This window comes from Paenilisteria newyorkensis (genome assembly GCF_000766145.1).
In the GTDB taxonomy this organism is placed as follows: Bacteria; Bacillota; Bacilli; order Lactobacillales; family Listeriaceae; genus Listeria_A; species Listeria_A newyorkensis.
Map to the genome: position 1 here is coordinate 1 of NZ_JNFB01000006.1, position 15,043 is coordinate 15,043.

Below are 15,043 nucleotides of genomic sequence, written 5' to 3' on the forward strand. Positions count from 1 at the left end.
CAAGAAAATGCTTGGGTTGGAAAACACCGTATGAAGTTTTCTTTGATATCGTGTTGCACTTGACTTGACAATTCAAGGCAAAAAAATAGGATTTCCCGCATGAAACTACGCGAGAAATCCTATTTTCTTATTCCGCTTTCTTCGCCTCAATCGCAAGTTCTAGTTCAGCCAATTGTGCCGCACTAACTTCACTTGGCGCATTCGTCAACGGATCTGCTGCACTTCCTGTTTTAGGGAAGGCAATCGTGTCGCGCAAATTATTTCGTCCAGCAAGAATCATGATAATGCGGTCCAAGCCAAGCGCAATCCCACCATGTGGCGGTGTTCCGAATTCCAACGCTTCTAGCAAGAAACCAAATTGTTCTGTCGCCTCTTCATCTGTGAAGCCAAGCGCGCGGAACATTTGTTGCTGCATTTCTTTTTTATAAATACGGAGCGAGCCCCCGCCAATTTCATAGCCGTTCAAAACGATATCATACGCTTCTGCCATCGCTTTTTCTGGCGCTGTTTCAAGCAATGATGCGTCTTGTGGCATCGTGAATGGATGGTGAGCCGAAACAAAACGCCCTGCTTCTTCGTCGTATTCGAATAACGGCCAATCCGTCACCCATAAAAACGCCAATTCGTTTTGGTCAATCAAATCTAACTCTTGGCCAAGTTTCGAGCGTAACGCACCGAGCGATGCCGCAACAACTTCTGCTTTATCAGCAACAAATAGTAATAAATCCCCAACTTCTGCATCTAAAACGCCCGCCACTGCCGCTTGATTTTCTGGTGTGAAGAATTTTGCAATCGGTCCTTTGAAGCCGTCCTCTTCCACTTTCATCCATGCAAGGCCTTTCGCGCCGTATCTGCCGACAAACTCGCCTAGCGCATCAATATCTTTACGCGAATAGTTCGCCGCTGCGCCTTTCGCGTTTATCGCTTTTACTTCGCCGCCGCTTTCGATTGCGTTCGTGAACACTTTGAAATCAACATTTGCCACTGCTTCTGCCACGTTTTTCAATTCTAAACCGAAACGCACATCCGGCTTATCGCTTCCAAAACGATCCATTGCTTCTGCATATGTCATGTGCGGGAATGGTTTCGCGATTTTAATGCCCTTCGTCGCCTCAACGACCGCTACCAACATTTCTTCTGTAATTTCTTGAATCTCCTCTTTCGTCAGGAAACTCGTCTCTAAATCGATTTGCGTAAACTCTGGTTGACGATCCCCGCGCAAATCTTCATCGCGGAAACAACGAACAACTTGGTAATATTTATCAAAACCAGCAGACATCAACAACTGCTTCAAAATTTGCGGTGATTGGGGTAAAGCATAGAAGTTACCCGGATACACACGACTCGGTACCAAATAATCACGCGCACCTTCTGGCGTACTCTTCGTCAAATACGGCGTTTCAATATCGAAAAAGCCCATTTGATCTAATTTTTGGCGGAATGTTTTCGTTGCCGTATGGCGCATCTGGAAAATCTGATTCATCTCCGGACGACGCAAGTCCAAATAACGATATTTCAGGCGCAGCTCATCCGACACGTTCACACCATCTTCAATATAAAAAGGCGGTGTTTTCGAAGCATTCAGCACTTCAATTTCCTCCGCTAAAACTTCAATCCGACCTGTCGCCAACTTGTCGTTTATCGCGCCTTCACTTCTCGCCGCAACTTTACCAACAACCGTCACAACGAACTCATTACGAACCGATTCTGCAATCGAGAGCGCATCCGCCGAAAAATCGGGATTAAAAACCACTTGGACGATTCCCTCACGATCGCGCAAATCGATAAAAATAAGTCCTCCTAGATCACGACGCTTTTGTACCCAGCCGTGCAGTGTTACTTTTTCCCCGATATGTTTTTCCGTGACATCGCCACAATATAACGTTCTTTTCTTCATTTGTTTTCCCCCTCTAATTGCTCGCGCGCGGCCTGTAAACCAGCCGTCACAGCTGCCAAATCGATTTCCGTTTGCTCGCCTGTTTTCATGTTTTTCAACTTGCAGATACCGCTTTCGAGTTCTGTGTCGCCTAAAATCATCGTGAACCACGCATTTTTGCGATCGGCATCTTTTAACTGGCCTTTCATTTTGCGACCCATATAATCTTTCTCTACGCTAAAACCGTTTAATCGCAACTCGTTAACGATCGTCACAGCTTTCACCTCAGCCGTTTCTGTTGCCGTAATGACGTAGCAATCTAGTTCGCGCGCTACAGGAAGTTCGATTCTCTCCACATCAAGCGCAGCGAATAATCGCTCCACGCCTAGACCGAAGCCAACACCTGGCGTTTCCGGGCCATCAAATTCTTGCACCAAACCGTGGTAACGACCGCCGCCACAAAGTGTAGATTTCGCGCCAAAACCTTCTGCCGTACTCATAATTTCGAAGGTCGTGTGATTGTAGTAATCCAAACCACGAACGAGCGTTGGGTCAACCGTATAAGCAATACCTAACGCATCCAAATACGCCTTCACTTTTGCAAAATAAGACCTCGATTCCTCATTTAAAAATTCCAAAATCGATGGTGCCGTTGCGATAAGCGGGTGAGCATGATCGACTTTACAATCCAAGATGCGTAGAGGATTCTTGTGCAAACGCACTTGACAATCTGCACAGAACTCATCGATTTGAGGTTCGAAATGGGCAACCAAGGCGTCTTTGTGCTTCAAACGGCTTTCTTTATCACCTAAACTATTGATGACTAGTTCGATATTCTGTAGTCCTAGTTCTTTATAAAATGACATCGCAAGCGAAATAATCTCCGCGTCAATCGCTGGATCATTACTTCCAATCGCTTCTAGTCCCATTTGCGTAAACTGGCGTTGCCTCGCGCCTTGTGGACGTTCGTAGCGGAACATTGGTCCGGAGTAATATAATTTCACTGGTTGGTTCACTTGTCCGAATAGTTTATGCTCTACAAACGCGCGTACCACTGATGCAGTACCTTCTGGGCGCAACGTCAAGCTTCTATTTTTCTTATCTTGAAACGTGTACATCTCTTTTGAAACGATGTCCGTTGTATCTCCTACGCCGCGTTGGAATAATTCTGTATGCTCAAAAATCGGTGTCCGAATTTCTTCATATTGAAATCTCTCACAAATCGATTGAAAAACGCGCTCTACATAATGCCACTTCTCTACTTCTCCTGGTAAAATATCGCGTGTTCCCCTTGGCAATTTCATCTGCATGCCTTATCCCTCCTTAAAATTACGATAGTATCGTTGGTTTGGTTGAACTGTTTTGGGTTTGGTAGATTAGAGCAAACTAAGCAACTTGGTTTTCTGCTGCTTATTTGTGTAGTGGTTGCTCCTGGTAAGACCCACTGGGGGATTACATGCTCACTGCGTTCGCATGCATATTGAGGCTCTAATTCAGCAGAGTACGCTTCATAAGACCCACAACAAAAACAACCCCCGCCCCTTGTCTTAACTAAATAAAACAAGGGACGAGAGTTAACCCGTGGTACCACCCTAAATTGAAGAACAAAAAAGCTCCTCCACTCAAAACAGTTAACGCCTGTCAACGTTCTTACTTACTCAGCGCATATTCGCCTTTTAGCAAGAAGCCTCTGGAGTGTCTTTCTAACAGTTTAACTGCGATAGGTTTTACAGCCTAGGAACCTATCTCTCTTTACCAGCAAATGCCTGTTATACTTTTCTCCGTCATCGGTCATCTATTAATTACCCTTAAGACTACTAGAATTTGCCTCGAAAGTCAATAAGATTTTGAAAAATAATCGCGAAATTGTAGGTTTAATGTTTCATAATGCCTTGTTTTGTGATAATCTTTTTATAGTAGATATTTATTAGGGGTATAGGTGGTGTCCATTGATGAAAAATAAGTTCCTGTTTATAACCGTGCTCTCGTTCTTGCTTATTGGAGCCGGCATCTTGTCTACAATCGCGATGGCAAATGCAAACACGGTGCAAGTAAAAGCGGAAGTTCTAAACGTCAGAAGCGGACCAGGACTCGCATTCGACGTCACATCTCAAGTCAGAAAAAATGAAATTCTAAACGTTATTGATGAGGAAAATAAGTGGTACAAAGTTCGTCTTGAGAACGGGCAAAGCGGTTACGTGGCAAGCTGGCTCGTGAAAAATGTCGATGTCAGTGCTTCCAGTAACAGTCTCGCCACCGTCACAAGCGATGGTAGTCTGAACGTTCGAAGCAAAGCCTCCACAAACAGCACCATTCTCGGAACTTTAAAAAGCGGCGATCAAATCACCGTCACCAGTCAATCCAATGGTTGGACGCAGATCCAGTACCAAGGTCAAAGCGCGTGGGTCAACTCGACATATATTAAAATGCAAGAATCCGCGACGAAAGAATCGAAAAGCAATTTGCAAACCGTTACCATCCGATCTAACGGCACGAATATCCGTTCAGGTCCAGGTCGTAACAACAATACAATCGAGAAAGCCGATTCAGGAACCGTCTATAATATCGACGGCGTGCAAGGCGATTGGTACCAAATCACAACATCATCCGGCGCACAAGGTTACGTAGCCAACTGGGTTGTTGATGTCTCGACCTCCAAAACTGAAAGCGCACCGAAATCCAAAACAACATCACTTGCCGAAGCAACCATCGTGATTGACCCAGGCCATGGAGGCAACGATCCAGGCGCCAAAGGACAAAACGGTACCGTGGAGAAGAAAGCAACATTAAAAACCGCCAAAGCCGTGGCAAAACGCTTAGAACAAAGCGGTGCGAAAGTCATTTTAACACGAGATAGCGATGAGTATGTTTCTCTAAAAGATCGCGCGAGAAAAGCAGAGAAATACAACGCAGACGCCTTCATCTCGCTTCATTTTGACTCCGTAGAAGACGCAAGCGATGCCAGTGTCAACGGCCAAACAACCTACTACTACAAAAACAAAGACCAGAGCTTAGCCGAAAGCATCAACGCGAGCCTAGCAAGCAACTTAACCAGCAAAAACCGCGGCACACGCTCCGGCGACTTCTACGTACTACGCGAAAACACCCAACCGTCCGTACTGCTAGAACTAGGATACCTAAGCTCAAGCATCGACGAAGAGAAAATGAACTCCGACACTTTCCGCGAAGACGTCGCCGATGCGATTTTCGAGGGACTGAGCGGGTATTTTAAAAACTAGGTGCCGAAAGAGCCCATTAGACTCGACAGAAATTGTTAGGGGGCGCAAGGATCGAATGCTCACTTCGCTCGCACTCATATTGATACTCTAAGGAACCAAAATACGATTCCTAAGAGCATCAACAATTTCCGAGAGTCTGGCTCTTGAGGCCCGATTCGAAGACGCAAAACATGACGCCAAAACAAAAAAATGCGAGGACAAGATTCCAAATCTTGTCCTCGCATTTTTTCATCCCCAACCCTATTTCCCCAACAACTCCTGCGAATCCAAAATAACCGTCACCGGACCGTGGTTCACTATACGCACATCCATCATCGCACCGAAAACCCCAGTCTCCACAACAATCCCTTCAGCCGCAAGCAGTTTGTTAAACAAATCATACAAATCCGATGCCACATCCGGAGCCGCCGAATTCGTAAAACTCGGGCGCCTTCCCTTTTTCACATCGGCATATAACGTGAATTGCGAAACGCTAAGAATCGCGCCTCCAAAATCTTGAATCGACAAATTCATTTTATCCTCATCATCTTCAAAAATGCGCAATCCAACAATTTTCTTCACAATGTAATTCACGTCTTCTTCTGTATCGCCATGCGTGAAACCAACGAGCAGACAAAGCCCACCCGCGATTTCTCCCACATTTTCATCATCAATCGTTACACTTGCTTCGAAACAACGCTGCGCCACAACTCGCATACTAAAATCCCCCAGTCAGTCTCAATTCATTAAACGTCTAACCGTGTAGACATCAGGAACTTGCTTGATTTTATCGACAACGCGTTGCAAATGATTAATATTATGAATCTGAAGCGTCAGAACGAGCGTCGCCATTTTGTTATTATCGACTTTTGCGTTAACGCCATTAATATTGCTTGTCAGGCTGTTCACGACTTGTAAGATATCATTCAGCATACCATTGCGATTATAGCCAAACACCTCAATATCGACGTTGTAATCGGTTTTAGCCGTCATATCCGCATCTTCCCACTCGACATCAATCAATCGCTCCGTATCTGGACCATTGACATTCGGACAATCTTTCCGGTGAATCGAAATACCACGGCCTTTCGTGATGTAGCCGACAATCTCGTCACCTGGAACCGGGTTACAACAGCGCGATAATCGAATGAGTAAATTACCAACACCCTGCACTACTACGCCTGCATTGTGCTTGATTTTAAGACGCTCATTATTGCTGTCTGTCGGGTTTTTCGGTTTCGCTTCGATTTTATTTAATAACTTCTCTGTTTGCTCCTCAAGTTCCCGCTCGCGACGCTCTTTCTCCGTCAAACGATTCGCAACTTGAAGCGCCGTAATACCATTGTAGCCAACCGCCGCAAATAAATCGTCTTCATGACTAAAATTCAAACGTTCGGCGAGTTTGTTGATGTTCTCCGTCGTCATCACTTTCTTCGGCTCGAAATCAAGTTGGCGCAATTCCTTCTCGACCATATCGCGACCTTTTTCGACGTTTTCTTCCTTCGCTTGGCGTTTGAAGAACTGGCGAATCTTGTTTTTCGCTTGCGACGTCTGCACCAGTTTCAGCCAATCACGACTTGGTCCATACGAATGTTTTGACGTCAAAATTTCAATGATATCGCCTGTTTTTAATTTATAATCAAGCGTGACAATTTTGCCATTGATTTTAGCGCCAATGGTCTTGTTCCCGATTTCGGTATGGATTCGATAAGCAAAATCAAGCGGCACAGAACCGTTTGGTAGCTCGAAAACGTCTCCTTTTGGCGTGAACACATAGACTACATCGGTGAACAAATCGAGTTTCAGCGATTCCATGAATTCCTCAGCGTTCTCCGACTCATTTTGGTATTCAATAATTTCGCGGAACCAGCTCATTTTATTGTCAAAGGATGTCTTCGAATTGATGACTTTGCCTTCTTTATAAGCCCAATGCGCCGCAACCCCGTACTCGGCAATTTGATGCATTTCCAGCGTCCGAATCTGAACTTCTAGCGGCTCGCCTTGCGGACCAATCACCGTCGTATGAAGCGACTGATACATGTTTGATTTCGGCATCGCAATATAATCTTTAAAACGGCCAGGCATCGGTTTCCAACGCGTATGGATGATTCCAAGAACCGCGTAACAATCCTTGATGCTATCCACTAAAATCCGAACCGCCAGCAAATCGTAAATTTCGTTAAACTGCTTGTGCTGCTCCGACATTTTGCGGTAAATCGAATAAATATGTTTCGGGCGACCAGAAATATCCGCCTTAATATGAAGTTCATCCAGATTCTCATTCACGCCATCAATAACATCGCGCAAATAACGCTCCCGCTCTTCCCGTTTCTGCTTCATCAAATGCACAATGCGGTAATATTGCTGCGGATTCAAATAACGTAACGCCGTATCCTCGAGCTCCCATTTCACACGGGAAATCCCCAAACGATGCGCAATCGGTGCAAAAATTTCCAGCGTTTCATTCGCAATACGGCGCTGTTTCTCTACCGGTAAATGTTTCAACGTCCGCATATTGTGCAGTCTATCCGCCAATTTCACGAGCATCACACGAATATCCTGTGCCATCGCGATGAACATTTTGCGGTGATTCTCCGCTTGCTGCTCTTCGTGCGACTTGTATTTAATTTTTCCAAGTTTCGTAACGCCGTCGACAATCATTGCGATTTCTGGGCTGAACGTTTCTTCTAAATCTTGCAATGTAATCGGCGTATCTTCTACCACATCGTGCAAAAATCCTGAAGCAACAGTAGCCGGATCCATCTCCAGCTCCACTAAAATGCCTGCCACTTGGATAGGGTGAATAATGTAAGGTTCCCCCGATTTGCGGAACTGATCCTTGTGCGCCTCACGTGCATAGTCACACGCTTTTTTGACAAGCGCAAGATGCTCCTCATTCATGTAATGAGAAGCCATTTCAATTACTTGATCCGCTGTTAAATTTTGTTCTTTAGCCATAATGTCCCCACACCCTTTTCATCCACGCTATCTATTAAAGTATGTAAAAGCACCCACGAATGAGTGCTTTTTAAAATAATTCTTATTTGATATTATAACATGTTTTACACGACTCACAAAGCAATTTTGTTGCCCGAGCCTGAAAAAACACTTTTTTCGAAAATAGTTCTAGAAATCCATCAAAATCAGGCGGTCATATCCTTCTAATTTCTTATGGCCTTCAAGCTCTGTTAGTTCGATCAAGAAAGCACAACCAGCTACCACGCCGCCAAGTTCTTCGACAAGTTTAATCGTCGCTTCAATCGTACCACCTGTCGCTAGCAAATCGTCCGTAATAAGCACGCGTTGCCCAGGTTTAATCGCATCTTTATGCATCGATAATTTATTCGTGCCATACTCTAAATCGTATTCCATATCCACCGTTTCACGCGGCAATTTATTCGGTTTACGAACTGGCGCAAAGCCAATGCCAAGCGAATAAGCTACCGGACATCCGATAATGAAACCACGCGCTTCAGGCCCAACAATGACATCCACACTTAATTTTTTTGCATATTCTACAATTTGGTCCGTCGCAAATTTGTAAGCCTCACCATGACTCATCAATGGCGTGATATCCTTAAAAACAATACCTTCTTTTGGCCAATCATTGACAATCGCTACATAACTTCTCAATTCTTCTAAGTTCATTTTACTGTTTCCTCCAAAATTGAATTCCCCTTCGAATTCATTAGCTTCTCCATCCAATCATACAATTCGTTGTAATTGGAATAGAGTAATTTCTGTTCCATCGCAATCCGGTATACCCGAGCTTTATAAACAGCCGAGTCCTCCAGATTACGCTTTTCCCCAATTTCATTCAATCTAATCACGCCATCCTCTATTGTAGCAAAATTTAGATCAAAAAACACGCGTGACATAAAATCAACTTGATCGTCCGTCCAGCTAAATTGCTTACAAAGGCGTGACATGTTTTGAGCGAGCGGGAAAGGTTGGTGTTTTTTAAGCACCGCATAAAGTTGCGCAAAATGTTGACGACTAGGCATAGACGCAATCGCATTCCCATTTTTGGCTTCCACATGCAAATAAATTCGATCCGCTGACGTGTTCGTAACCAACGCCTCAAGCAAAGCCACATCATCCGGCATATCCGCAAAAATAAGATCTTTCGTCGCAGCGTCCGTGCAGTCATCGATCGACTGGATTTGCGCACAAACAAGATTTGCATTCTCGGCTAACAGTTTTTCTCGCGTCCCATCTTGGAAACACACGAATACTTTATCAGCCATGCCATCCGTTTGTAGCAACTTCTCCCATTCTGCGCGACTTCTGACATCAAACAATTGCCAATGTCCGATTTTCAAGTCTACAATGCGGAGTTGCGGTTTACGCATATTATTCCATTCATTGATCGATAGTTCGCCGACCACGTCCACTTTTGCCATTGGAGAAATTTTTTCAACGAGTTCGCCCGTTCCAAATCCAACCGCATCAATCGAAGCACCCGAATCCGCCGTAATCGCTGTTTTCAGATGATTCTTGTCCGTGCCAATTCGCTTTGTACCGCTCAACCGAACGCCTTCCAACGCAAAAACTGGTTTTGGATTATCCGTTCCAAACGGCGCCAACTTGTTCAACTGCACGATAAAATCAATCGTCACCGTCTCCACAGGAATCGCCTCTTCCACGCGCAAAATAGACACAAAATCCTCTGGCGACAACGTTTCCCGAGCTAACTGCGATAAATTGGTCCGCAACGTCGCCACATCAGCCACATCCAGCGTCATACCAGCTGCCATCGGGTGACCACCAAACGCTTTTAACAGCGCCTGATTCGCGTCGAGCGCTTGGTATAAATGAAACGCCTCAATGCTCCGTCCAGATCCCTTTGCAATACCAGTGACCTCATCGATGCCAAGCACAATCACAGGTCGCGCGTAACGATCCACTAAACGCGAAGCCACAATCCCAACAACACCAGGATTCCAGCCCGCTTTTCCGATAACAAGCACTTCATTTCCTTCACCAAGAAATTCGGCTTCAATCATCGCAATCGCTTCCTCCGCAATCTGCGCCACAATTGTTTGCCGTTCCTTATTCGCCTCATCGATTTCCTCCGCCAAGAAAACCGCCTCTTCCGGATCTTCCGTAAGCAATAAATCAGCCGCCGGATCTGCAGGGCCTAACCGACCAACCGCATTCAAACGCGGCGCAATCATGAAACCAATCGTCTCTTCCGTTGCTTCAGGCAGTTTCGCACTAGCTAGTTTTGCCAAAGCAGACACGCCGATATTCGCATTTTCACGCAAAATTCGCAGTCCTTTTTGTACAAATAAGCGGTTCTCATCCGTCAGCGAAACCAAATCCGCCACCGTCCCAATCGCCACTAAGTCCAGCAATTCCGTCGGTTCCTCTCCCAACAACGCGTGAGCCAGCTTGTAAGCCACGCCAACGCCCGCTAAATCAGGAAACGGGTAATTAGACTCCGGATGACGCGGATGGATCACAGCGACCGCCTCAGGCATCGTTTCCTTCGCCTCATGGTGATCCGTGACAATCACATCCAAACCAATCTCTTTCGCATGCGCCATCACATCCAGCGCCGAAATCCCATTATCCACCGTGATCAGCAAATCAACGCCCGAATCCTTAGCCTGCGTAAAAGCCGCCACATTCGGTCCATAGCCTTCCGTAAACCGATTCGGAATATAGAAATCCGCGCTCGCACCGAGCTTCCGCAACGTTTTCAACAACACCGTCACACTCGTCACACCATCCGCATCATAATCACCATACACCAGAATCTGCTCCTCGGCCTCAATCGCCTGCTTAATCCGATCCACCGCAAGCCCCATCTCCGCAAACAAAAACGGATCATACGCCTCATACTTATCCGGATTTAAAAATTTATCCAATTGACCAGCAGTCGTGACCTTGCGACGCGAAAATAACTCCGCCATCGGTAACGTGCATTTCAGTTCATCAGCAACCTGTTGCATCGCCGCCGCATCCGCCGTTTCCACTTGCCATTTATATTTAGAATGAATCATGATTTACCACCCCTCAACCCTACCCATTATACAGAAAAAACAACAAAAAGACCACCCACTTGGATGGTCTCAGTGCGCCGACAAACGCACATTTTCGTCATTAAAATCTCCGTTCCAGGCTCACATACTCCAGTACGCTCCGCACCGATACTCGCTTTTGCCTAGAAACTGAGCATTTGTCAACACACAAAAGTTTGACGTAAGATCATGTTAAATGTTTTTTCTAGCGTTTCCTAAATATTTTTATACAGTCGGTTTCGGCGCCTCATCTGGCACATCCACTTCCGAAACTTTCACTTTACGCGATTTTTCCGCAGCTAGTGTGCGTTCCAATTCTTTCTTTGTAGCTTCCAGCGTTTTAATCTGCTTCTTCATCGCATTCACGCGCACAATGTTCAAACAGAAGAAAATCAAGCCACCAACAAGCACGGACCCCAAAATAACCAAGATAAGCGGCCACTCCACTTTTGCGAATAAGAAGCTCACCTGTACCGAATCAACATTCACAACTGCGAAAATTGCAATAATAATAGCTAACACAATCCCAACAATCACTTGCCATTGTCCTTTCATCTCAAAAACCTCCTTCATTCTCTTATAAAATACCCGCAAATACACGAGTTCAATCCCTTTTCGGCTGCTCATAAAGCAACGCCAAGTTTGTCAAATCACTCGAACCCAGCTGTATATCAATGATCGACGCCAATTCAAAGTGAACCTCGCCGTAGGATTCCGCATCATTATCCAAATCATCCATCACGATATGTTCCTTCACAACATGGCGCACATAGCCATTAAACGACTCACGCTCCTCATCCTGATCCAGAAATACCGAAATCGCGATTTTCTGATCCATCGCAACCATCAGCACATTCACCAACAAATTCCCAAACGTGCTCACCGCAAATCCCTCATGCCGCTCCTGATTCAAATAATACAACCGCTCCGCTCGCTTCGCACTCTGACCACCATTATCCACCCGAAAAACCATATCGAGCCGAGCAATCAGATAGCCAGCCGCCCTCGCTGCCGAGGAAACAAGACGCATCACCACATAATCCTTCGTCACCAGCTGCACAAACCCACCGTAACGCTCATCTTTACTGGTCGAATCATTATAGATATACACAATCGTCTGCGCTTTCATCGCGTTTTTCAACACACGACACAAAATCTCTCTGTCCATCAAAATCTCCTCATTTCTTTCAAATCATCTGAGGACGAGCGATTTTCCTATTTTTTCACATACTTTCTTTTATGCATCCTAAATCCTCCTAAAACGAAAATACCCAAATCGCACAATAAACCAGCGTCAAACCGCCAGTAATCAGTAACGACTTCATGACATACCACGGCAAAATGGCGATGACAATAATAACCGCCCCGAACACAATCGAGATAAAAAACGAATCCCAACCATCAAAATCAGGTCCACCGCCATCTTGCCAGTTCTTATGCCAACTTTTCGAATAAAACAATCCGAGCACAAAAAGCCCCACACCGATTGCTATCACAACTATCTGCCAAATCATGAATACATCGTACTCCTTATTATCAATAAAAAATGCCGAATGCCTATCCCACCTGAATTTTACGTCTCAGATAAGATAAACATTCGGCATTAGACGCGTTAGCTAAGTCTTGCCGAAAATCCGCTTATCACAGATTATACGACTGGTTGGTCTGTTCTTGCGCGTTTCTTTTTCTTCTGTGTATTAATAACGCCTTTTTTCTTCAGCTCACGTTTTTTGAATACATACCACAATTGCATTGCCATGAAGATGGATGAGAACACACTGGATACTAATCCAACTAAAAGCGCAATCGAGAAGTTCAGAATCGACTCATTACCAAAGATAATAAGCGCGATAACCGTGAATAATACAGTCAAAATGGTATTGATCGAACGGATAAACGTTTGACGTAAACCATGGTTAACCGCAAACGCGATATCCTCTGGTTTTTTGAAACGTCCCATTTTGAAGGAAACGTCTCGAATCCTATCCGCCGTAACAATCGTATCATTGATGGAGTAACCGATAACGGTCAGCACTGCCGCAATAAACGTCAAATCGACCTCCAGTTGGAAGATACTAAAGAAGATGAAGATCACGAAAGCGTCAAATAGTAACGACAGAATCGTCGCAATACCCATTGACAACTCGAAACGAAACGCGATATAAACCACAATCAGTAACGAGGCAATAGCAAGCGCCCACAACCCATCCTTCGCCAGTTCCTGTCCAACAGTCGGCGTTACCGTACTAATATTCGGATCTGTCCCGTACGCTTTCTTGAAATGCGTTTTAAACTTCGCAATTTCGTCCTGCGTCAAGGCACCCTTATAACTAATAACGGCCGTCTTGTTATTATTTTGGAAATTGACATCATCAGAAGGCATATCAATCTCTTTCAAATCCTTATTAATCTGCTCCTCGGTCAGCGCCTGTGTCGAAGTGACCTCCGCACGCGTACCACTCGCAAAATCAATACCCAGATTCAACTTGAACACCGATAGAATCACAATCCCGATCACCACAATGACCGCAAAAGTAGTCAAGAACGCACGGTGATGTTTGACGAAATCATACTTATCAAAATGCGTTTTCAAATCGAATGTTTGTTTACCTTCATGTAAATCGTGGATATCTTTACGACGAACCGCAAATAATCCTGGTTTGTTATTCAGTGCATTACTACTTACAAGAAGTCCCATTAGCGCTCTTGAACCCCAAACAGCAGTCAAGAAACTCACAAGAATACTTATAATCAATACCGTCGCGAAACCTTTAATCGAGCTTGACCCGAAGTAGAAAAGAACCCCAGCAACAATAAGCGTCGAAATGTTTCCATCAAAGATAGCTCTGAAGGATTCTTTCCCACCTGTATCGAAGGCTGTTTTCGTGGATTTACCAACCTTGAGTTCTTCCCTTATCCGCTCGTAGGTAATAACGTTGGCATCGACCGCCATACCAATACCGAGAATTAATCCGGCAATACCTGGTAGTGTAAGGGTTGCATTTAATAATCCTAAAATAAGTAATACAATGTACGTGTACGCCACCAAAGTGATGGAAGCGATGATACCTGGTAAACGGTATACAGCCATCATGAAGATAAAGATAGCAATAACACCAACAAGTCCGGCTACAACGGTTTCAGACAAGGCATCTTGACCAAATTGTGCGCCGACAGAAGTAGAGTAAACCTCGGTTAATTTAACAGGAAGCGCACCAGAATTTAGCAAGTTCGCTAGTTCTTTCGCAGAATCCATTGTAAAACTACCTGATATTTCCACTTTCTTCGTGTCTAATTCACGATCTACGTTTGGCGCAGAAAGGAACGCTGGTTTTTCTTTAACACGTTCTGTTTTGTATTTCAGGCCTTCTTTCCAGTCCAACCAAATAACTAACTGATTGTCTGGCGCTTTTGCAACAATTGTTTTGGTTACACTAGCAAACTTATCTTTGTTTTTCATTTCCAACGTAACGATTGCTTGGTTTTTGTCGTTTGTTACAGCTTTTGCGCTGCCTGGTACAAGGTCACTACCGTCCATCATCAGCTTGTCATTAGCATCACGGAATGACAAGACAGCTTGTGTCGATAGGATTTTTCGTGCTTCTGTTTGATCCGTTACCCCTGCGAGTTGAACCCGAATACGGTTTCCGCCCTCAATTGTGATAACTGGTTCTGTAACCCCTAATGTATTAATACGTTGATCCAATGTTGCCACTGTTTCTTTCAGTGTTTCATTGGTTACTTTACTTTTCCCGTCAGCAGGCTCTACTTGGTAAAGAACCTCGAAACCACCTTGCAAATCTAGCCCGAGATTAATTTTATCCAGAACAGGTTTTGCAGTAAAAATAACTGTTCCAAAAATAATTGCTACGATCAGGAAAAATGTAATTATTTTACTTTTCTTTATCATTTCTTTCTAATTC

11 protein-coding genes and 1 other annotated feature are annotated in these 15,043 nt (G+C 44.7%); of the genes, 1 reads left to right on the forward strand and 10 read right to left on the reverse strand.

What is annotated here, in order from left to right:
* Positions 1–127 precede the first annotated feature (127 nt).
* A complete protein-coding gene (gene aspS / locus EP58_RS02020; RefSeq protein WP_036089413.1) occupies positions 128–1,897 on the reverse strand; it encodes an aspartate--tRNA ligase in 1,770 nt (589 codons plus the stop codon).
* Positions 1,894–3,186 (reverse strand): histidine--tRNA ligase, encoded by a 1,293-nt coding sequence (gene hisS, locus EP58_RS02025; RefSeq protein WP_036089414.1) that lies wholly within the window; start codon positions 3,184–3,186, stop codon positions 1,894–1,896. Before hisS ends, aspS begins: the two co-directional genes overlap by 4 nt.
* Before the next feature lie 250 nt (positions 3,187–3,436).
* Positions 3,437–3,673, reverse strand: a binding site (T-box leader).
* A gap of 155 nt (positions 3,674–3,828) precedes the next feature.
* On the opposite strand from hisS, the gene EP58_RS02030 reads away from it, so the two are divergent.
* Complete coding sequence (locus tag EP58_RS02030; protein WP_036089416.1) at positions 3,829–5,115, forward strand: N-acetylmuramoyl-L-alanine amidase family protein; 1,287 nt, start codon at positions 3,829–3,831, stop codon at positions 5,113–5,115.
* Between the two features lie 240 nt (positions 5,116–5,355).
* Here EP58_RS02030 and dtd read toward each other — a convergent pair whose 3' ends face one another.
* The 8 genes from dtd to secDF all read right to left on the reverse strand — a co-directional run bounded on the left by dtd (position 5,356) and on the right by secDF (position 15,030).
* On the reverse strand, positions 5,356–5,811 hold the full coding sequence (gene dtd / locus EP58_RS02035; protein ID WP_036089419.1) for a D-aminoacyl-tRNA deacylase: 456 nt from the start codon (positions 5,809–5,811) through the stop codon (positions 5,356–5,358).
* 21 nt (positions 5,812–5,832) lie between these two features.
* Positions 5,833–8,052, reverse strand: coding sequence for a RelA/SpoT family protein (locus EP58_RS02040; protein ID WP_036089421.1), 2,220 nt, complete (start codon positions 8,050–8,052; stop codon positions 5,833–5,835).
* A 168-nt stretch (positions 8,053–8,220) separates the two neighbouring features.
* Positions 8,221–8,742: an adenine phosphoribosyltransferase gene (locus EP58_RS02045; protein ID WP_036089424.1), complete on the reverse strand. Its 522-nt coding sequence runs from the start codon at positions 8,740–8,742 to the stop codon at positions 8,221–8,223.
* Positions 8,739–11,102 carry a single-stranded-DNA-specific exonuclease RecJ gene (recJ, locus tag EP58_RS02050; RefSeq protein WP_036089428.1) on the reverse strand — a complete coding sequence of 788 codons (2,364 nt, stop codon included), beginning with the start codon at positions 11,100–11,102 and terminating at the stop codon, positions 8,739–8,741. Before recJ ends, EP58_RS02045 begins: the two co-directional genes overlap by 4 nt.
* Before the next feature lie 243 nt (positions 11,103–11,345).
* The gene (locus tag EP58_RS02055; protein WP_036089433.1) at positions 11,346–11,675 is read right to left on the reverse strand and encodes a LapA family protein; all 330 of its coding nucleotides are present in this window, start codon (positions 11,673–11,675) and stop codon (positions 11,346–11,348) included.
* A gap of 49 nt (positions 11,676–11,724) precedes the next feature.
* Positions 11,725–12,288 carry a hypothetical protein gene (locus tag EP58_RS02060; RefSeq protein ID WP_036089435.1) on the reverse strand — a complete coding sequence of 188 codons (564 nt, stop codon included), beginning with the start codon at positions 12,286–12,288 and terminating at the stop codon, positions 11,725–11,727.
* Between the two features lie 88 nt (positions 12,289–12,376).
* On the reverse strand, positions 12,377–12,634 hold the full coding sequence (locus tag EP58_RS02065) for a hypothetical protein (protein WP_036089436.1): 258 nt from the start codon (positions 12,632–12,634) through the stop codon (positions 12,377–12,379).
* A gap of 134 nt (positions 12,635–12,768) precedes the next feature.
* A complete protein-coding gene (secDF, locus tag EP58_RS02070; protein ID WP_036089437.1) occupies positions 12,769–15,030 on the reverse strand; it encodes a protein translocase subunit SecDF in 2,262 nt (753 codons plus the stop codon).
* Positions 15,031–15,043 lie beyond the last annotated feature (13 nt).